The following is a 19,707-nucleotide window of genomic DNA, read 5'->3' as shown; positions in this document are numbered from 1 at the left end:
CATGGCCAAGAAACTCAGAGACGAAGATTTAATTCTAAACATCGTGGTCAATGGTGACCGGGGTAAAAAGGAGATTGGCGAACTCGAGAGAGCCGTAAAAGACACCAATGCCGAATTGCGTGCCCTGGAGCGCGAAGAAAAAAAACTTCGCCGATCCGGCAAGCAAAATACCGAACAGTACCGAGCCGTAACCGACGCCATCAAGCAGAAAAACAATGCGCTTACCATTGCCGAATCCAGGCTAAAAGTACTTCGCTCCCAAATCGATGTGAACAAAATGTCCCTGGTGGACCTAAGGCGGGAAATGAACCGGGTGCGACGCTTGCGGGATCTGGCAGGCCCACACACGGAGCAATGGCGCAAGCATGACGAAAGATTAAAAGAAGTAACAGCCCGCTACCAGGAGCTGGACGGTAGGGCCAGAACTACCGGATCTTCCTTGCAACGCATGGCCGGCCGGTTTAATCACTACATCGGCGTTTTGACCGCTGGATTTGCCACTATGATTGCTGCAGTTTCTGGAATCCGAAAGACCATCAACGACTTTGCAGAGTTTGATGACAAGCTGGCCGACGTGATGAAGACCACCAACCTTACCAAAGAAGAGGTCAGGTTATTGAACGAGGAACTGAAAAAAATTGATACCCGTACCTCCCAAAACGATTTGCTTGGACTATCCAGGGTGGCCGGCAAACTTGGAATACAGGGCACGGAGGATATTTTGGGCTTTGTTCGTGCATCGGATCAAATCGGCGTGGCCCTATCCGAAGACCTGGGTGGAGATGTAGAAGCAGCGATTACGCAGGTCGGTAAGCTCGTGGATATATTCAAAATCGCGGAAGACGTACCGCTCGAGGATGCCTTGCTAAAGGTTGGGTCCGCCATCAACGAGCTGGGGATGGCATCGACGGCCAATGAAGGCTTTATTGTGGAATTCACCAGGCGAATGGCCGGTGTCGGCCCCCTGGCGAATGTTTCCATCACCGATTTGATGGGGATGGCCGCTACGCTCGATAGCCTGGGCCAAACTTCCGAAGTCAGTACCACGGCGCTTTCCCAGCTTTTCCTGCAGATGGCAAAAAATGCCGATGTATTTGCCAAATACGCATCCATGGATGCCTCCGGATTTCGGGAATTACTCAATACGGATGCAAACGAAGCTTTTTTGCGTGTGCTGGATGGCGTTAGAAACAATGCGGACGGGCTTACCAACCTGGCCGATACCCTGGGAGATCTGGGGCAGGACGGTGGCCGTGTTATCGGTGTATTGGGTTCCCTGGCAAACAATACCGAAAAGCTGCGCCAGCAGCAGGAATTATCCAACCAGGCATTTGAGCGGGGAACCAGTCTCACGGAGGAATTTGGCATCAAAAACGAAACAGCCCAGGCCCAACTGGATAAGGCGCGTAAAGGCCTGCAAAACATGGTAGTAGAGCTGGGCGAAAAGCTCATGCCCGTGATGACGGTAAGCACCAATGGGTTCACCTATTTCGTCCGTATTCTGACGATACTTTTCGATTTCATTCAGGACAATTGGAAGCTGATCACAACTTTAACCGCTGCAGTTCTTGGATACAACCTTGCCCTTTTTGCGAGTACCAATTACATGCGGGTTTTCAATAGTCTGTCCAGGATCAATATTGGGCTGATCGCTTTGCAGCGCAACGGTATGTTACTTCTTGCAGCGGCGCAGGCGCTTTTTACAGGTAACCTTTCACGAGCTACTGCGGCTATGCGGGTGTTCAATGCGGTGTCTAGAGTAAATCCCTGGTTGCTCATTGCTGCGGGTGTGGCTGCGGCCACAACTGCCATTTATCATTATTTCAAAGGGCTCACCAGTGCACAGAAAGCACAGCAAAAGCTTCAGGATGTTCAGATCCAGGCTGAGCAGTCCATTGCCCGGGAAAAAGTGCAAATGGAACGGTTACTAGCCGTTGCGAGAGATAAAACCCGATCCGATGAGGATCGAATGAAAGCCATCAAAGCACTGCAGCAGCTATCCCCAAATTACCTGGGCAACCTTTCCCTGGAAACGATCAATACCGAGGAAGCCACTAAGGCGACGGAAAGATACATCGAGAGCCTGCTCAAAAAAGCGGCGGTCCAGGCGGCCGAAGACGAACTGGTAGCACTACAGAAAAAGCGCATTGAGGCGCTGCAAACCGGGCAGGATGAAGAGTTGAGTCTGTGGCAAAAGACCAAGCTGGCCGTTTTGCGATTCGGTAACGAGGAAGGCCTGGTCAATGATGTACGTGAGCAATACCGGCGGGAAAACCGGCAAAACATGGAGGCGGACTTTAAAGCCCAGGAAGAACTCCTGACCGGCTTTATTCAAAAAAACATGGACCTGAATCAGAAAGTCCAACCGGTGTCGCTCTTTTCCGGTGATGGTTCTGATCAACCGCCAGTAGGCAGAACGGTTTCGTCAGATAAGCCTAAATCTGATAAAGATTCCAAGCTTGCCGCTGAACTCAAAAAACAAGCGGAATACCGTCAACAGGTCCTCGAAGCGCAGCTGTCGCTAATCGAACAGGAACGCCTGGCCTACAAGAAACGCCTGCAGGAAGCCGGCATTTTTGGCAAAGAGCGGCAGAATATGACCGAGGAAGAGATCCGCGTGCTGGAAGCCCTGGAAAAGGAGCATCAAGCGAACCTCAATCAGTTGGATGCCCAGGCCCTGCGTACCGCCATGGATCGCAAACAGGCGGCCTTTAATCAAGAGCTGCAGGAACTGCGTATTGCCCATAATGAGCAATACAAGGAAATCAAAAGTCTGGAAGAGGCGCGAGCCTTTCTGCGTGATGACCTATCAACCGAAGCACTGGAAGGGCTGCGCAACATACGCCAGGCGCAGCAGGAGATCGATAAGAAATTCCGCAGGGAAGAGGAAGCCCTGGTAAAAGCCCACCTGCAGGAGTTGCAAGGTGAACTGCAGGCCGTGCTTGATACCGGGCAATGGGAAGGTCTTGATCTTTCGGATCGGGTTTTATCTGACGAAGAAAAGGAAACCATCAACGCCCGCCTGGCAGAGGTTCGGCAGCAGCTGAGTGAATTGGGGCTGGGCACCGGTACCGAGATAGCAGAAGACCGGGGCCTTCGCCGGTCCAATGTCGATGTGCTTGGATTTACTCCGGACGATTGGGAAACGTTCTTTGCCAACCTTCGGCAGGGAGCGGTATCTATGGACGGATTGCTGATGGCAACCCAGGCATTGGGGCAGGTATGGTCGCAGTACAATGCGATGCGTACCGCGGCTGAGCAGCGCGAGCTGCAGCAGTACGAACTAGCCAATCAGCAGAAGGAAGCTGCGCTCAAAAGAAGACTTGATCAGGGACTGATATCGCAGGAAAAATACAATCAGGAAGTAGACCGGCTCAATGCCGACCTGGACAAAAAGAGGGCGGTATATGAGCGTAACCGAGCGAAGCGTGAGCGCAACGTTGCGCTTATGTCCGCCATCGTTAATACCGCTGCGGGCGTGGCCAAATCCCTGCCTAACCTGGCACTGGCGGCTATTGTCGGCGTGATGGGCGGCCTTCAAATCGCTACCATCAAAAAAGAACCGCTCCCCGAAATCCCTGGCGCACAATCTGGCGGCTTTGCGGATGTGGTGCGAAAGCAGGACAAAAAGATGTTTCGTTCCCGTGGTTTTGCCGGTCCGGGATACGTGGATGATCCCCGGATCCTGGTTGCGGAGTCGGGACGGGAGTTTATTGCCAGCAACGAAGCCTACGAAAATCCCACCATTCGGCCCGTCCTCGATGCCATCGATACAGCCCAACGCAACGGCACCATCTCAACCGTCAACCTGGAAAAGGTCATGGCCAGGCGAATGGAAATGTTCACCATGCCAGGCAGGCAGCGCGGCGGATTTGCACAAACACTGCCCACACCTGCGGCGCCTGCAGCAATGAGCCTGGACACTGAGGCAAAAGAACTGATTCGGAAAAACAACGAACTGATGGCCGATCTGCGCGGGGAGATTCGTAAGGGAATCCGCGCCGATGTCAGTCTGCTGGGCCGTCGCGGATTTTACGAGGCGGAGAAAGATTACAAGGAAATCGAACAAAACGTAAACCTCTAGCCATGCTCAAAATGCTGCTGAAGGGAGTACCGGTAAACTACCCCCCGGACATTTCCCTGAATCTGATCTACGAGAATCCCTTCTTTTTCAACGATCGGATTCCATCCAATCACTCCCTGAATTTCGTCCTTCCTCCGACCAACCATAACCTGAAACTATTCAATCGACCGGACCGGATGAACAGCTTCAATTCATTCAAAGAGTACGACGGCTTTGAGATCTATTTCGGTACGGTCCGGATCCTTTCCGGCGTTCTGGTCGTTCAGGAGTTTGAGCGGGATATCAAGTGTTTTTTTCGGGGATCAGTGATCACCGACGGCATGCGCTCCCCACTTTTCCAGTTGCCGATGACCTATTACGGATTTGGTACAGACACAAGCTCCAACAACCTGTTCAGCCCGGATTTTTGGGCTTCGGGTTACCGGGAGTTGATCCAGCCAACCCTGTTTAATAATTCGGATTTCTGCGCTCCGGTCATGCGGATTGCCGGTGAGCCATGGCCCTACCTGAACAATCCCAACGAAATACCCAAGAGTGCCGGAAATTTCGCGACACTAAAGCAATACATCAACTTTTTCAACGCCCGGGAAGAACAGTACGTGCTATTCGGGTCCAGCTCTCCGGTACACACCGTGGTTTTTCCATTTCCCAGAGCTAGGTATATTTTCGAGGCCTTTTTTGATGGCAGGCTCGATGTGAATCCCTTTGCCAGTGGAGAGCTGCAAAAGATCGTTTTATCCAGTACGTATCATCCGCGATACAACGAATCGTTGCTTTCCATCCGACGCGGAATCCTACTCGACGGCTACAGCTCCGGAGGCGAAGCGCCGGACAATTTTTTTTACCTGAATTCCTTTCTTCCCAGCCTACCCGGGAATGAGCTGGTCCGGGAACTGTTGAAATTGGTCGCTGCCACCATGTTCCCTTCAGGGAATGGGTTCCGTATTCGCACCAATGCGGACATTCTCGCGGATACCGATGTGGTAAATTGGGATGCAAAACGAATCAACCGACTAGCCATCAGCAAGAGGGAAGGGCAGAGTTATGCCTATGGATACGGCCAGGCGACGCCAGGGATCGAGGAATTTGACGGGGTTGAAGTGGATTCGGTGTTGGAGCTTTTCAACTACCAAGTGCCCTCAGAAGGTGAAATTGACGTGTACGTTCGGGATACCAAGGAACTTTGGACGAAGCGCCTGCGCGAAAAAGCGGATCCGGCAGATCCGCAGCGTTTCCTTTTTGAGTTGAAAGGCAGCGGCCTGGGGGCGGCTCCCAGTGAAGACGCGGGCGGATTCGATATGAAACCAAATCTGGAGCCGGTCCGGATGGGCATTCACGAGTACTGGCACGAGGATAGCAATAGCAATGGCATTGAGCTTGGCAGCTGGTACGTTCCGGAGTTTACCGGCAATCGACTGACGCGGCCAGAGCGTCCGCAGATTGGCTTGTTTCATGGAGCCAGGGAAAGCTTCAGTACGCTTACCGGTTCGCAAAGCTCACCTAACCTATATCCCTTGATGACCCCGCACAACTACGACGCCCACGGCAACCGGCTGGGAGACCTATCCCTCGAGTGGGAAGGCCCTGATGGACTGTTGGCTAACTTTCACAGTGCGTACAGGGATTATATTGCAGCGGAAAAGCGTTTCATTCGTGGCTTATTCCTGTTAAACGCCCTTGACCTCAAAAACATGAACCTTAGCAGGAAAGTGTACCTCCGGGGCATGAATTTTTTCATCGAGCGTATCAACATCACCATCCGGCAAAAAAAGATAGAGCCTGCCCAGGTCGATTTGGTCCAGGCGGATCTATAGCTGTCCTTTTCCCGGTCGGGGTTGTCCGGTAATTTGGGTAAAAATTAGTTGACATACATGGCAGATGCTATCAAATCCCACAGCCTCATGAATGCGCACTTGCTCCAGAGATCGGCCCAAATTATTACAGATATTTTTGACAAGAGCAAGTGGGCATTCCTACTGACGCCGGTTTTCATGTTTTTTCAGACCTACATTTTCAACGATTTCGATTACCTCAAATGGCTGGTGGTCCTGATTGCCCTGGATACCGCCCTCGGCTTTGGCCTGGCGATCGGACGCCGGGAGATCGATAAGGATCGGTTTGGCGATATTCTGATAAAAATCATCGTCTACAGTTCCTGCCTGGTGGTTGGCCACGTCCTCGAAAACTTTACCGTCTCCGGCGATACCATCCCCGGGGGCGACTACATGAAGCTCCTGATCTATGTGGCGATTATCATCAAAGAAGCCATTTCCGTGCTTGACAATGCTGGCAAAATATCCAAAAAGCTGGTGCCCCAATTCATCCTTGCCAGGCTAAAAGGATTCGACGAAACCGGCGATTTCAAAAATTTTAAGGATGCTAAATCAAACCAAGACACGAAATCGTGATCCGATCATGAGACCATTCATTTTCCTTTTACTCCTGCTCCTTAGCTGCAATACGCAAAAGAAAATCAGCAGCAACCGCGCTGATCAGGAGCTGAGTGTTCACTACGAAACCATTCAAACCGATGAAAAAAACCTTGAAAAAGCAATTTCCCTTGATGAGTCAGTCCTTACCAGGACAGGATCTGGATCGTACATTGAAGTTATCCCCCGGGGAGCTATCCGAATTTCACCGGATGGCAGCTTTGAGGGCGAAGCATCTCAGGTTAGGATCCATCATCGGGACACCGCCCAAGTCAGTGAAGCCCGGCGATTAGATCAAAAAGCGACCGACCGGGGCCGTTCAGAACTGGCTACGACGGAAGACCTGAAGGGAAGCACGTCGGTTTATCAACGGGAAAAAGTCGTCAGCCGGTCCCCCAACTTCTTTGTCTGGATAGGCGCAGCCCTGGGAATTTTGCTAGTGGTTACCGGTCTGCGTATTTTCTCTAAACTCAACCTATTCTGATGGCCATCACCCTTGTACAAACGCCCCCCGCATTATGCTTTGTTGGCAATCTTCCAGATATCATCGTCACCACAGATGATACCGGGCATGATTTCTCCGTCACCATCGGCGGGGAGCTGCTCCTGGAGGAATACTACACTGCCGATGCCGATGGTAGAATCACCGTTCCACTTCGTGTACTCCTGGAAGAACAGCTTTCCCTACAGGTACCCAGCTCGAACCTGTACGCCCAATCCGAAGGCGTCAAAGACGTTGCCTGCCTATTGGGAAACGAAGCGATCGGTTTCCGGATGGTGAAGGGTGGGGTAGACCGCAAAGAGTTCACCACGTCGGATTTCCTAATGGTTAACTGGCTCACCTGGCAGCCCCAGGTCAAGCAGGTCAATTACCGGGATCCCGAGTACCTTTCCTACTATGCCCAAGAGCAGGTGACCGTGAAGGTCAAGGCCTTTTTTCAAGATGGATCGGATAGTACAGCGGATGCCTACGTGCTACCTGCAGCACAGCTGTCTTCGGTTAACGTGACCTTCGAGCATATCCACAGTTTGTTTCCAGAACAGCCGATCTATTTCGATGCCTGGATTCAAAATTCCAGCGATGGGGAATATACCTGGCGCCAGCGGTACGTGCTGACCGACCAGGTGTTTGAATTTGACGACCTTTTTGTTTTCGAAAATACCCTGGGAGGCATTGATACCATTCGATTTACCGGGCAAAAGACCCTGCTCAATAAGCAGCAGTTTGACACCGGAATCTTCTTCGACGAGTTCGAACTCGAATACGACATCAACCCGGACAAGGCGTATGAAAAAAACACCGGCTTTTTTCGCAGCCGCCGGCAGCTATTCTGGTCCCAGGATTTCTTCAGCAGCATGCAAAAGTACCTGGTACGCGGGGCGGAGCTCCGGCGGATCCTGACCAGGGAGCCACAGTTCGAAGCCGCCAGGTACGACCTGATTGCGTTCGATTTTCAGTTTGTCTTTACGCGCCAGGTGGAATACCTGGATTGGGTTTCGGACGAGCCGCTGGATCTCCTGGTGATCATGGGACCGGATCAGGAGCCCTATTACCTGGTGCCGCGCATGTGGATGTTTCCGGAACTCGAAGATCCCACCGATGCCATTTTCCCGGTGCAGGTGCCGGGAGAGCAGGAATGGAAGGGCCTCACCTTTCAGACCATCCTGGAATACCTCCGGAATGAATTGGAAATCCCCTCAGGGGATCGGGTGATTGATCCGGGTTTTTTTGAGGTCAATAACAGCAATAATGGGTACGTCTATGGCGCTTCCTGGGTCAAAGATGGGGTAACCTATGAATACACCGGCCCGGTTGCGCTAGTGGGTACGCCAGACGCTCCGGAGGATCGATTTGATATCATTTATACCCAATCCTCCAATAGCGTTGGGTATTTGGCCGGGATTGCGACCACGGATCCGGTGATTCCCAATGCGCCGGCCGGTGAAATGCTCCTGCACCAGGTGCTGCGCCTGAATACCGGGGAAAACATCATCACCCCACAAAACCCGGATGACCCCCAAACCAAAAACGAGGCGGGCAAATACGAGCAATACGCCGAGATTTGGCGTCAGACCGTACAGCCAAACACCTACTACGATTTCAAAATTGCATATGTCGGATGGGCTTCCGATTACAGTTCCAACCGGCAACGTCCGGTGAATGGTTTTTTGATGGTCAATTTTGTGACCGGTGCTGCAGACAGCGAGGTGGATCCCGACCGTGTCAACGTTCAGACCCTGGATATAAGTCCGGAATCGGGCGATTTCGTATTGGTGCAGGTCAACCCAACCACAGCTGCCATCTATGTTAAGAAAACCGCATTCTATCAGACGCTGACCTTCAGCTATTCCGGACCCAAGACCAATACGGTAAATCAGGACAGCCTGAAGTCGGGGCAATCCTATGGAACCCTGCCGGCGGGGGACAATTGGCCTAGCTGGAACGGCCGCGGCTATGTCACCTCAACGGGGAACACGTTGAAATTTGATAAACCTCGATCCTATGGGCTAAATGGAACACCCGTCACCGGTAATCTTACCGTGGCCACCGCTTACGCTGATGACAGCGTGATGGTCAAGCTGCTTCATAACGATAGTGCCGAGCCAGCCATTTCAGTCCCTGGGGGAGTCACGAAGAGACTCCTATCGGGAGAGTACATACCTTCAGAGGATAATTTGTACCTGTTTATAATCGATAAGAACGCCTCGGGGGATGTGGTAGGCGTGAATTACACGATAACGCAGGATTCACTATGAGGACCGTAAACCAGTTCTTTGCCAGTACGATTGGGGGCAATTCGCTTTTGTTTGAAAATGCATCCGTTGTATTGTCTCCCTTTCTGATTCGTCCAGAATATACCGGCGCTTGTTGGCGGGTCCGCAGGGTGTCGGACGCCGTCCTGTTAGATGTCGGTTTTGATGGAGGCGGCATGGTGAGTGAGGCAGAGTTGGTGGCATTCTTAGGCACCGGTCAGGGTAGGCTGCACACCTATTACAACCAGGTAGGCGCAAATCATGCGATTGCCCCTGCAACTACCCAAGAACCCCTGGTTTGGGACAATGGCTTTGTAACCGGATTGGAGGGTTTGCCGGCGGTAGACTTTGAAGGTACGGCCAACCGCCGAATGATATTCGAGAGCATGGTGGAATCCATTACAACGAATGGCAGCTTGTGTTTGGCAGTTATTGACCGGATCGATACGGCTTCGTTGCAGCAAATATTTAGCAATAGAACAGAGAATACGCAGTTTCGTTCATCATCAGCGCATGAACTTGCATTCGCTGGCGTGGCCTCGCCAGGTGCTTCGCTAAATGCAATTTCTGCCAAAAAGATCGTAGGGTTTGAGATCAATACCGTGAACGAAGAGGCCGTAATCTTTGACGAATATATTGAAGGGCCGATTAGTTACTTTTCACTGCTGAATACACCCAGCTGGCGGTTCAACCAGCTAGGAGCCCGCAACGTCACAGGGGAAGTATACCGGGGAAGAATTCATGAATTATTTTTTTTCGAAGACCGGCTCTTGACAAACAGGCGCAACATCATCAAAAATCGTAAATCAATATACCATCCGGGACTATGAACCAATTGGCACATCCATTCAAAATCCAGCACCGGCATTCGGACTACCTGATCAAATTGGTGCATCACAAGTTAGAAATAGACGCAGACTTGGAAATGCGCGCCCATATCCGCATCGAGTTCTGGACCAAAGATGCCGAAGGCGAATTTGATCAACCCTTGCTCGAGGTGATCGCGAATGATCCTAACTTGTCGGATAATCAGAAGCGAAACGATATGGAACTATTTCGAACCCGTCAGTGGTCCAGCTCCACCCGTGGATCCAGGGTATTACCGGAAACGGGCGAATTGGTCCATCCGGACGAAAACGGAAACTATCCAGCAGGTGCCATCACCCAGCTGCAATATTGGCAAAGCTTACCGGCAGCCGCCTTCCCAGGCGAAACCCTGGCCGAAAAGGTATACAGTGCGCTGCTGGTAAACATGCAGGAAATCTACGATTTGCAAAATATCTGATTTTGCTGTTTACCCCAGCAGGTACTTCATTTCTTGGCGTAGTCGATCATCATCGACGTGGGTATATTCCAGTGTTGTCGCGATTTTTTCATGCCCCATGAGCTTTTGCAGTACTTCAACGTGGCCACCCTTTCTAAGAAATTGTGTGGCGAACGTGTGTCTGGCCACGTGCGTAGTTAAGTTCTTTCGGATTCCAGCTTTAGCGGCTATTTCTTTAAGCGTTCGATTCGTTACCTGGTCGCTAACGGTCTCAAATAAATGCCCTTTTTCGGTAAGGATGTAGGTAAAATGTTCTTTGCCAAGTGGAATTTTGATAGTCTTTTCCGTCTTCCGGGTTTTATAGGGAACGATAATTAGCAAATCATCCTGAATATCTGACCACTTAGCTCGTTTGATATCCGAAAATCTCAGACCGGAGATACACGAAAATAAAAAATGACAGAGCACCCGTTTATGGTGTTCTGGGATGTGATCTTCGTTAAAATAAATTTTGAGTTTTTCAATTTCCTCCGGTTTCAAATAGACTTTTCGCCCGGGATACTTTGGCATTGAAAATTGAGCAATTGATTCGATATTCACAGAAATACCGGCTGCATAGGCTCTCCTGACATATGTCGTCATTGTTTTCAGTATTCTCCATGCGGATGAAAGCTTAAGTCCTTCGTGTTTAATTAGCCAAGCTTTGAAGGTTTCTAAAAACTCCTTGTTAATCTGAGAAAATGAGATCTCGGATTTAAACGATTTGATTTTCCTTAGTCCCGAAAGCTCATTTTTATACGTTTGCTTTTCGATCATAAACGCATTGAACCGATCTTCGATATCATTTTCTGCCCAGATAATAAAATCCTTCCTTGCGCCGTACCGCTTCAAGTCCTTATGAAACTGCTCAATAGAAAGCTCCATATCCGAGTGACGGTAGAACATAAAAATATCGTTGATTTTCGCAATTTCCTTATTTACTAGGAGATTATAATCATTCGCCAACTGATCCCGCTTTGTTCGGGATAAAAACACCCCAGCTTTATTATCAAAAAAATTCACTGGCCAGGTAATTTTTAACGGAACGGTGGTCTTTCTTCTGTTGATAATTACGAGCAGAAACACGGAAGCGCATCCATCTTCCGTAGGCCGATCATGGCGAATTCTACATGAGACAGAGGCTCTCATGACACCGATTGACGTGTGACGGATTTGCGGAACGGTGCTTGCAAAAGTGGCCTTAATAGCCTGTCTGGGCATGACGTGTGAAATTTTTGTGAAACAAAAATCCCCGTTTGCGCGACGTATTGGCCGATTTTGCCAAAATTTGTACCAGGAGCGGGAATCGAACCCGCACGGCCTAATGGCCACAAGATTTTAAGTCTTGCGTGTCTACCTATTCCACCATCCCGGCATGCTTAGAAAGCGTAAAGTTAGGTAAAATCAGGGATTTTACCGGTACCATTACTCCCCAAAAAAGAAAGCCCTGCGTCAGGGCTTTTCTTGGAGCGAAAGACGAGATTCGAACTCGCGACCCCGACCTTGGCAAGGTCGTGCTCTACCAACTGAGCTACTTTCGCTGATTACTACAGGTGTCGAAAAGCAACGCTTTCCGTCGATGTGGACACAAATTTACGCCATAATTTTGAATCTCCAACAGTCCACCGCAAATTTTTGCACCTGCTTCCCTACTCCGCTGAAAGTAAAGCAGGTACATTCATTCCAGCATTTTCTTCACTTCATTCAATTTCAACAAGGCCTCCACCGGAGAAATGGTGTTGATATCGAGGGCATCCAAAAGCTCTTTGGCCTCCTTAAATTTGGGGTCCATCTCGAACAGGCTTAACTGGTAATTGTTTTTGGGCATGTCCCGGATATTGTCCCGGTGCTGCTGCAATTTCTTGTCCTTTTCCAGGTATTTCATGATCTCCGCCGCACGCAATACCACCGGATTGGGCATGCCAGCCATCTGCGCCACGTGGATACCAAAACTGTGCTCACTTCCCCCTTTCTCCAGCTTACGCATAAAGATGACTTTGTTTCCAACTTCTTTTACCGATACATTGAAGTTTTTTACTTTCGGGAAATCCGCAGCGAGTTGATTCAGTTCGTGGTAATGGGTGGCAAAGAGGGTCTTTGCCCGGCACTTGGGATGGTTGTGCAGGTATTCGACAATGGACCAGGCGATGGAAATACCGTCATAGGTGGAAGTCCCCCGGCCAATCTCGTCCATGAGTACCAGGCTTCGGTCGGATAAATTATTCAGTATGCTTGCCGTTTCGGTCATTTCCACCATAAAGGTGGACTCTCCCTTAGACAGGTTATCGGAAGCACCCACCCGGGTAAAGACCTTGTCCACCATACCAATGCGGGCAAAGGACGCCGGCACGAAGCTCCCCATCTGAGCCATCAATACGATCAATGCGGTCTGCCGCAGCAAAGCCGATTTTCCCGCCATGTTGGGTCCGGTAATGATGATCACCTGCTGGGTGGAATGGTCCAGAAAGGTATCGTTTGGCACGTAGTCCTCCCCGATCCCCAGCTGCTTTTCGATCACCGGGTGCCTGCCGTCCCGAATCTCGATGGAATCCGAATCGGTGATTTTTGGCGCGCAGTAGGCATTGTCAGAGGCCACTTCCGCAAAACTCAACAGGCAGTCCAGGGAGGCCAGCACCCGTGCATTCTGTTGGATCTGCACCACGTAGTCGCCCGCATCCTGCACCAGGAGCTGAAAATACTTTTGTTCCAAAATTACTAGCCGCTCCTCCGCATGCAGGATCTTTTCTTCGTAGGTCTTGAGCTCCTCGGTGATGTACCTTTCGGCATTGACCAGGGTTTGCTTGCGGATCCACTCCGGCGGCACCTTGTCCTTGTGCGTGTTGCTCACCTCCAGGTAGTAGCCAAACACCTTATTAAAGGCCACTTTCAGCGAAGAAATACCGGTCCGCTTGACTTCCCGCTGCTGGATCTGCACCAGGTAATCCTTACCGGAAGTAGCCAACTTGCGGTATTCGTCCAGATCCGGATCCACGCCGTTCTTGATAATTCCCCCCTGATGCGTCAGCATGGGTGCGTCCTCCATCAGTTCCCGCTCGATTTTCTCCAGCAGGTAGCTGCAGGTGGTGAGGCGGTCCGCTAGCTTTTTTAAAGGCCCGTTTTCCTGGGTGGAAAGCAACTCCTTGATGGGCAGGGTACTTTTCAGCGCCTTTCGCAGGTGGTTCATTTCCCGGGGATTGATGCGACCCACCGCCACTTTTGAAATCAGGCGCTCCAGGTCTCCGATTTGCTTGAGGTGGGAAAACAACTCTTCGCGAAGCTCCGGCTTTTCGTAAAAAAACCGTACCACTTGCTGCCTTTCTTCAATGGGCTGCTTTTCCTTGAGGGGCAACACCATCCACTGTTTCAGCATCCGGCTACCCATGGGGGTCTGGGTTTTGTCCAGAATCTGTATCAGCGGAACCCCGCCTTCCTGCTGGGGGTAAATAAGCTCCAGGTTACGTATGGTAAACTTGTCCAACCAAACGTATTTTTCCTCCGCTATGCGTGAGATCGAAGCAATGTGTTTTACTTCCTTGTGTTCGGTCTCTTCCAGGTAATAGAGAACGGCCCCGGCGGCGATGGTCCCCAACACCTGGTTTTCGATACCAAATCCTTTGAGGTTGGTGGTACCAAAGTGCCGGACGAGTTTTTCGTAGGTATAATCCTGCTGGTACACCCAATCCTCACAATGAAAGGTGGTAAAGTCGTTTTTTAACAGCGTTCCAGCCAGGGTTCGGGCAGCCTTGGAATGGATGACCTCCGAGGGATTAAAACTTTGCAACAGTTTTTCTATGTACGATTGGTTGCCCTCGGCACACATAAATTCACCCGTGGAAAGGTCCAAAAAAGCAATCCCCAACCGATCCCCGGCAAAATGAATGCTGGCCAAAAAATTATTCCGGCGCTTATCCAGCACGTTATCGTTGTAGGCCAATCCAGGCGTCACCAGTTCCGTCACCCCACGCTTGACGATACCCTTTACCTCCCTTGGATCTTCGAGCTGATCGCAGATGGCCACCCGATTGCCGGCCCGTACCAATTTGGGCAAATAGGCATCCAGGGAATGGTGGGGGAATCCCGCCAATTCAATGTGCGAGGCGGCTCCGTTTGCCCGTTTGGTCAGTACAATATCCAGGATTTTGCTGGCCTTGATGGCATCCTCGCCGAAGGTCTCGTAAAAATCCCCTACCCGAAAAAGCAGAATCGCTCCGGGATGTTTTGCCTTGATGGCATTGTATTGTTTCATCAAAGGGGTTTCCTTTACTGCTGCTTTTGCCATGCGGGGTTCGCGTTTTAAAATAAACCCTGAATTTACTTCATCCTTCCCATAAACAAAAATAGCGGTTCGAAATAAGGACTTTCTACTCTTTCCGATAAGCCCTACCTTTGTGTACCAAACCCCATCGGAACATGAAAAAACGAAGCATGGATGAACTGGATCGCTTATCCATAGAAGCATTCAAGGAAGCCGATAAAAACCCCATTGTGCTCGTGCTGGACAATGTACGCAGCCTGAACAACGTGGGTTCGGCCTTTCGCACCGCCGATGCCTTTCTGGTAGAAAAAATATACCTCTGTGGCATTACCGGTACGCCTCCCCACCGCGAAATCCACAAAACTGCACTGGGCGCCACCGAGTCGGTGTCGTGGGAATACCGCGAACATACCCTGGAGCTGATCCGGGAGCTCCGCAAATCCGGCTACCGGGTCTGTGCGCTGGAGCAGGCCGCTCACAGCACCCCGCTGCACCGCTTCCAGGCAAGGCCCAATCAGCCCTATGCCCTGGTTTTTGGGAACGAAGTATTTGGCGTGGAACAAGAGGTAGTGGATCATGCGGATGAGGTTTTGGAAATTCCCCAGTTGGGCACCAAACATTCCCTCAATATCTCGGTGTCCATCGGCATTGCCTTGTGGGACCTGCTCAACAAAACCCGGGGATTGGACCGTTGATCCAAAAATTTGGCGGGTAGCTCCGAGATTTTTTACCAGGAAATCGCGACAAATTGGCAACCAATTCGTAACTTTAGTTGTCAGGTGGCCCGGATTCGGGCACGAAAACGAACCCGTATGCCATTCAGGTATGTGACTTCCAAAAAGAAAAGGATAAGCGAATGAAACACTTCTTTTTATTACTACTAGTAGGGGGCCTATGCTTTATGACTGGGTGCAAACCCCAGCAGGCTCCTGTCACCGGCGACACCAGTGCCAACTCCTTGGACTGGGAAGGTAGCTACGAGGGGACGTTACCCTGCGCCGACTGCGAAGGGATCGCCACCACCATCAGCCTCTCCCGGGATGGGAGATTTGTGAAGGTGTATCGGTACCTGGGAAAAAGTGAGCAGGAATACCGGCAGGAAGGCAGCTTTGCCTGGAATCAGGCGGGAAATACCATCGCACTAAGCGGTATCGAAGACGCACCCAATCAATACCTGGTCGGAGAAAACCAGCTGTTTCACCTGGACCAGGCCGGAAACCGAATTACCGGAGAGCTGGCAGCCAACTACGTATTGAAAAAGGTCGTTGCCAAAACCGACCACCCCTTGCTGGATGCCAAATGGGTGCTTACCGATATGGAGAAATTCCCGGATGAAGACTGGAATCCCGGGGAGATCTTTGTTTTTCTGGAGGAAGAAAGCAGCCGCCTGCACGGGTTTGGAGGCTGCAATAACTTTTTTGGCGTCTACGACTTAAAAACGGGAAACCGTCTGGAACTCGGAAAGGTGGGCAGGACCCAAAAATACTGTGAGGGCGAAAAGCAAGTGGAAAATTTCTTTTTCGCCTTTTTGGAACAGGTCCGGTACTACCTGGTGGAAGGGGATACGCTGGAGCTAAGGGATGAGAGCAACAAGCTGCTGCTTACCTTTACTAAAAAATCCGGAGATGATTAAAAAATCTTTTAATTTCTTAGGAAATTTAAAATTTATCGGCTAATTTTTTAGTCTCAAATTAAACTACCGATGAAAAACGCGTTAATTTTAGCCCTGTTTCTGGTCCTCGTTTCCTGCCAATCTTCGGGCAATGAATCCGAATCTGGCCAGGAATTTGACGTCCAACTGGACACAGTCATGATCCATCCGGGCGAGGAGATCCTTTTTTTGAATTGGGGCCTGGGACAGGCCAAACTGACTCCGGACAAAAAGTACCTCTATAACTTCAATTACCAGGAATACAGCATCGAAAAAATCGATCTGGACGAACTGAAATTTGTCCGCAAAATTTCCCTCGACAAAGAGGGCCCCAACGGAGTAGGAGCCAATTTCCGCAACCTGGAGATGATTGGTGAAGATCGGTTTTTGTTTTGCAGTTACGGCCAGGACAATATCGTGAACGACCAAGGCAAAAAAGTGGAGCAATTTGACCTGGGCAAATTGGCAGAAAGTTCCGGAGAATTGGAAGAAGGCGATTACATTCAGGTTCCCTTAAGCATCGGCAACGAGGGGCAGCACTTTGCCGGAATGGTGACCAATTGGGAAAAGAAAACGGCAAAACTGGTACTCATTGATCGGGAAACAAACCAAGTGACCTCCTTTCCTGCGCCTGAAATTGAGAAAGCAGCCAAATTTGAAATCATGCTCAATGACGGGGAAATGAGAATGGGGCTGGGCACCTATCGGTTTGGAAAGGCAGAAAATGGAAGGATGATTTTCGGAACCGGCGTGGGCCATGAGCTATACGTGTTGGAACCGGATACCGGAGAATTTCAATTGGTACGCTATGCCAGCGAATTTCTGCCTCCGGGAAAAAGCGGGGAGTACCCCGCTGAAGTCAGTAGCCAGGCCGAAATGAGAAATGTCCACCAAAAAATCCAGTCAGATATCAATTTCATGGGACCGGTTTGGGACGAACAAAAGGGCGTGTTTTACCGGATTTCTTTTCGGATGATTTACGACGACACACAGCCCATCCCGGAAGGCCGCTTTATGCGGGAACCAAGTGGATCGCATGTGTACCTCACCGTGTTGGATGAGCAATTTAATCCCATCCGTGAAGGCAAATTACTTGCGATGGCTACCTACCCTCCTTTTCATTTTGCCAAAGATGGAAAGTTATGGTTTTTTGAAAACATCGAGGATGAAATGGGATTTGTCCGAATGGATATTTCCTGGTAGTGGAATATGGAAAGACCATGACCGTTGGGTTTTCCCCAATCCCGAAGGAAATAAGCCGATCCGGATCTAATCAACCCGCCCGGTTCATAATCTCTTTTTGCGGTGCTTTAAGCGCCTGTTTTACATGCAGGAAATACTCGAATTCGTATACAAGGAAAAAAAGGATTCATCAAGAAGCAAGTGATTCGCAAAAACAACGTTCCTTCCAGAAAACGACGGCGATGTTTTGTCCAGTTTAGCTGACGCGGCTTGTTACTTGAGCCCCTCCAGGTCAACCGACAATCGTGCGAAACCCATTTCGTCCCGCAGGTTCACAAACATCCAAACCTTGCCATCTTTAACAAAGTGTTTTTCTGGAGGCTGCGTAAGGTCAGGTATCCTGGATTCTGCCAGTAGTTCCAGGTTTTCATCAAAGACGGTTAGGAACACCTCTGCCGCCGTGACCTGCGGCCATTCATGGCCCTCCGTAGGCGTCCGTTCAAAAATTCCCTTATAGGAAAACCGATAATACACCTCGTTTTGTGCATCCCATACCGGTACAGAAAAACCAATGTCCTCACGGAATTGGATATAGGTCTCAAAAAAGGCCTCTTGACTGTCAAATGTAGTCGTGCCCGGTACGGCTGCCTTTCTATTCGCGGTGAGTTCACTCTCATACCTTATTATCCGCAAGCTGTCTATACCCGGAACATAAATAGCTAAATCATTTTGAATGTCATTTCCCAACAGGAACTTCCCTCCCTCAAATCTCAAATATAGCTCTGGGGCGTAATACATGTACGTTTTTCCATCACTGAATTCAAATTCGAAGTCTTTCATCCGGTCAAACTGGGGCATTGCTACCCTACTGGCCCGGCCAGCATTCAAGTCAACCCGCAACAGGTCTGTGGACTTTTCGTGGTAGTTGCGCAACAGGCCAAGATAGTGGCCTTCATTTATAGCAAGTTTCACGAAAAAATTGTCGCTTTCCTCCATTTCAACTGCGGCAAAGGGTACCTCCTGAAAGGTGATCTCTTTTATTTTTCTTCCATTGAGTTCAAAAATTGACCATTTTTTAGCACTCCCCAGCATCAGACGGTCATTTTGCAATAAGAAAAAGGAGTGAAAATAACTTCCGGTACCATTTGGCCCCTCTTTTTCGAAGGGAAACTTCCGGACCAATTGCAGCCGGTCCAAATCAATCTTTTCGAATGCATGTTCCTGCCTATTGAAGTTATAGAGGAATTGTCGATCCAATGAAAGGTCTGATTGATTTAATCGTCTTGAGACAAAAAGGATCTCGTCACCGGCATCGATCTGTACGGTATCCAGGGAATAATCAAGCGAGGAGATACGAACTACTGGTTCAGATTGGTTTGTACCGGAACAAGCCAACACCACAGCAAGGATTAAAACTGTACATATGGAACTCCTCATGACAACTTCTCAAAATAAGGGTATAGAAGAAACAAGTTATCGCTTTTTATCCATCGCAAGGAAAACGACTAGCTTTCGGTTCTTAAGGAAGATTTGAAACTTAATTATTAAATATAAGCCGATTTTTATCAGTTTCAAATAATTTTACGCGTTATCATGCAGCATGCGGTTAGATACATCCTTCAGTACACCTTAGAATCTCCATTGGTCCTTGGGATATTACCAGTCCCGTCTTCGCGGAGCGTGTACGAAAAAAACCATCGAGGTCGCATAGACCTCAACGGTTATCGTAGAACCCTGACCTTTGGGGTTTCCCCAACCCCGAAGGTCTCTCCCTGGAACGTACACAAAAAAACCATCGAGGTCTCGAAGACCTCAACGGTTATAGTAGAATCCTGACCTTTGGGGTTTCCCCAACCCTGAAGGTCTCTCCTTAGAACGTACACAAAAAAAACCATCGAGGTCTCAAAGACCTCAACGGTTATAGTAGAATCCTGACCTTTGGGGTTTCCCCAACCCCGAAGGTCTTTCCGAGGAACGTATACGAAAAAAACCATCGAGGTCTCAAAGACCTCAACGGTTATCGTAGAACCCTGACCTTTGGGGTTTTCC

Annotated in this window: 14 protein-coding genes and 2 tRNA genes; 10 read left to right on the top strand and 6 right to left on the bottom strand. The window is 49.9% G+C overall.

The window, feature by feature from the left end:
- Position 1 precedes the first annotated feature (1 nt).
- The 7 genes from BMW71_RS08090 to BMW71_RS08060 are packed head-to-tail and all read left to right on the top strand — an operon-like array spanning position 2 to position 10,552.
- Positions 2 to 4,084 (top strand): phage tail tape measure protein, encoded by a 4,083-nt coding sequence (locus tag BMW71_RS08090; RefSeq protein WP_092171886.1) that lies wholly within the window; start codon positions 2 to 4, stop codon positions 4,082 to 4,084.
- A gap of 2 nt (positions 4,085 to 4,086) precedes the next feature.
- Complete coding sequence (locus BMW71_RS08085) at positions 4,087 to 5,898, top strand: hypothetical protein (protein WP_092171883.1); 1,812 nt, start codon at positions 4,087 to 4,089, stop codon at positions 5,896 to 5,898.
- A gap of 57 nt (positions 5,899 to 5,955) precedes the next feature.
- Complete coding sequence (locus tag BMW71_RS08080) at positions 5,956 to 6,492, top strand: phage holin family protein (protein WP_092171881.1); 537 nt, start codon at positions 5,956 to 5,958, stop codon at positions 6,490 to 6,492.
- A gap of 7 nt (positions 6,493 to 6,499) precedes the next feature.
- Entirely contained in the window at positions 6,500 to 6,997 is a 498-nt protein-coding gene (locus BMW71_RS08075) for a hypothetical protein (RefSeq protein ID WP_143057579.1), read from the top strand.
- A complete protein-coding gene (locus tag BMW71_RS08070; protein WP_092171875.1) occupies positions 6,997 to 9,270 on the top strand; it encodes a hypothetical protein in 2,274 nt (757 codons plus the stop codon). Before BMW71_RS08075 ends, BMW71_RS08070 begins: the two co-directional genes overlap by 1 nt.
- Positions 9,267 to 10,097, top strand: a complete 831-nt coding sequence (locus BMW71_RS08065; protein ID WP_092171873.1) for a hypothetical protein — start codon at positions 9,267 to 9,269, stop codon at positions 10,095 to 10,097. Before BMW71_RS08070 ends, BMW71_RS08065 begins: the two co-directional genes overlap by 4 nt.
- Entirely contained in the window at positions 10,094 to 10,552 is a 459-nt protein-coding gene (locus BMW71_RS08060) for a hypothetical protein (RefSeq protein WP_092171870.1), read from the top strand. The genes BMW71_RS08065 and BMW71_RS08060 overlap by 4 nt, the downstream gene beginning before the upstream one ends.
- A 9-nt stretch (positions 10,553 to 10,561) precedes the next feature.
- Here the strand turns inward: BMW71_RS08060 and BMW71_RS08055 are convergent, their stop codons facing one another.
- The 4 genes from BMW71_RS08055 to mutS form a co-directional block, all read right to left on the bottom strand.
- Complete coding sequence (locus BMW71_RS08055; RefSeq protein ID WP_092171867.1) at positions 10,562 to 11,791, bottom strand: site-specific integrase; 1,230 nt, start codon at positions 11,789 to 11,791, stop codon at positions 10,562 to 10,564.
- 70 nt (positions 11,792 to 11,861) lie between these two features.
- A tRNA-Leu gene (locus BMW71_RS08050) sits at positions 11,862 to 11,945 on the bottom strand.
- Positions 11,946 to 12,035: 90 nt separating this feature from the next.
- Positions 12,036 to 12,111, bottom strand: a tRNA-Gly gene (locus tag BMW71_RS08045).
- Between the two features lie 137 nt (positions 12,112 to 12,248).
- Positions 12,249 to 14,849, bottom strand: a complete 2,601-nt coding sequence (gene mutS / locus BMW71_RS08040; RefSeq protein WP_092171865.1) for a DNA mismatch repair protein MutS — start codon at positions 14,847 to 14,849, stop codon at positions 12,249 to 12,251.
- A 131-nt stretch (positions 14,850 to 14,980) separates the two neighbouring features.
- On the opposite strand from mutS, the gene BMW71_RS08035 reads away from it, so the two are divergent.
- The 3 genes from BMW71_RS08035 (at position 14,981) to BMW71_RS08025 (ending at position 17,679) form a co-directional block, all read left to right on the top strand.
- Positions 14,981 to 15,520 (top strand): RNA methyltransferase, encoded by a 540-nt coding sequence (locus tag BMW71_RS08035; RefSeq protein ID WP_092171862.1) that lies wholly within the window; start codon positions 14,981 to 14,983, stop codon positions 15,518 to 15,520.
- A 161-nt stretch (positions 15,521 to 15,681) separates the two neighbouring features.
- Positions 15,682 to 16,458, top strand: coding sequence for a copper resistance protein NlpE N-terminal domain-containing protein (locus BMW71_RS08030; RefSeq protein WP_143057578.1), 777 nt, complete (start codon positions 15,682 to 15,684; stop codon positions 16,456 to 16,458).
- 69 nt (positions 16,459 to 16,527) lie between these two features.
- Positions 16,528 to 17,679: a DUF4221 family protein gene (locus tag BMW71_RS08025; RefSeq protein WP_092171856.1), complete on the top strand. Its 1,152-nt coding sequence runs from the start codon at positions 16,528 to 16,530 to the stop codon at positions 17,677 to 17,679.
- Positions 17,680 to 17,931: 252 nt separating this feature from the next.
- On the opposite strand, the gene BMW71_RS08020 is transcribed toward BMW71_RS08025, so the two are convergent.
- A complete protein-coding gene (locus BMW71_RS08020) occupies positions 17,932 to 19,095 on the bottom strand; it encodes a DUF4221 family protein (RefSeq protein ID WP_092171854.1) in 1,164 nt (387 codons plus the stop codon).
- A 284-nt stretch (positions 19,096 to 19,379) separates the two neighbouring features.
- Positions 19,380 to 19,707 (bottom strand): hypothetical protein (locus tag BMW71_RS23850; RefSeq protein ID WP_218145569.1); only part of this gene is annotated, 328 nt, incomplete at its 5' end.

Origin of the sequence: Cyclobacterium xiamenense (genome assembly GCF_900109255.1) — a bacterium.
Taxonomy (GTDB): Bacteria; Bacteroidota; Bacteroidia; order Cytophagales; family Cyclobacteriaceae; genus Cyclobacterium; species Cyclobacterium xiamenense.
The sequence above is the reverse complement of the archived record's forward strand: the minus strand, read 5'-3'. Positions and strand labels throughout refer to the sequence as shown.

Bases quoted from the DNA above. Each gene is read 5' to 3' on its own strand.
- BMW71_RS08020 (WP_092171854.1), bottom strand. From the start codon at position 19,095: ATGAGGAGTTCCATATGTACAGTTTTAATCCTTGCTGTGGTGTTGGCT.
- BMW71_RS08085 (WP_092171883.1), top strand. From the start codon at position 4,087: ATGCTCAAAATGCTGCTGAAGGGAGTACCGGTAAACTACCCCCCGGAC.
- BMW71_RS08075 (WP_143057579.1), top strand. From the start codon at position 6,500: ATGAGACCATTCATTTTCCTTTTACTCCTGCTCCTTAGCTGCAATACG.
- BMW71_RS08090 (WP_092171886.1), top strand. From the start codon at position 2: ATGGCCAAGAAACTCAGAGACGAAGATTTAATTCTAAACATCGTGGTC.
- BMW71_RS08035 (WP_092171862.1), top strand. From the start codon at position 14,981: ATGAAAAAACGAAGCATGGATGAACTGGATCGCTTATCCATAGAAGCA.
- BMW71_RS08025 (WP_092171856.1), top strand. From the start codon at position 16,528: ATGAAAAACGCGTTAATTTTAGCCCTGTTTCTGGTCCTCGTTTCCTGC.
- BMW71_RS08080 (WP_092171881.1), top strand. From the start codon at position 5,956: ATGGCAGATGCTATCAAATCCCACAGCCTCATGAATGCGCACTTGCTC.
- BMW71_RS08070 (WP_092171875.1), top strand. From the start codon at position 6,997: ATGGCCATCACCCTTGTACAAACGCCCCCCGCATTATGCTTTGTTGGC.
- BMW71_RS08060 (WP_092171870.1), top strand. From the start codon at position 10,094: ATGAACCAATTGGCACATCCATTCAAAATCCAGCACCGGCATTCGGAC.
- mutS (WP_092171865.1), bottom strand. From the start codon at position 14,849: ATGGCAAAAGCAGCAGTAAAGGAAACCCCTTTGATGAAACAATACAAT.
- BMW71_RS08065 (WP_092171873.1), top strand. From the start codon at position 9,267: ATGAGGACCGTAAACCAGTTCTTTGCCAGTACGATTGGGGGCAATTCG.
- BMW71_RS08030 (WP_143057578.1), top strand. From the start codon at position 15,682: ATGAAACACTTCTTTTTATTACTACTAGTAGGGGGCCTATGCTTTATG.
- BMW71_RS08055 (WP_092171867.1), bottom strand. From the start codon at position 11,791: ATGCCCAGACAGGCTATTAAGGCCACTTTTGCAAGCACCGTTCCGCAA.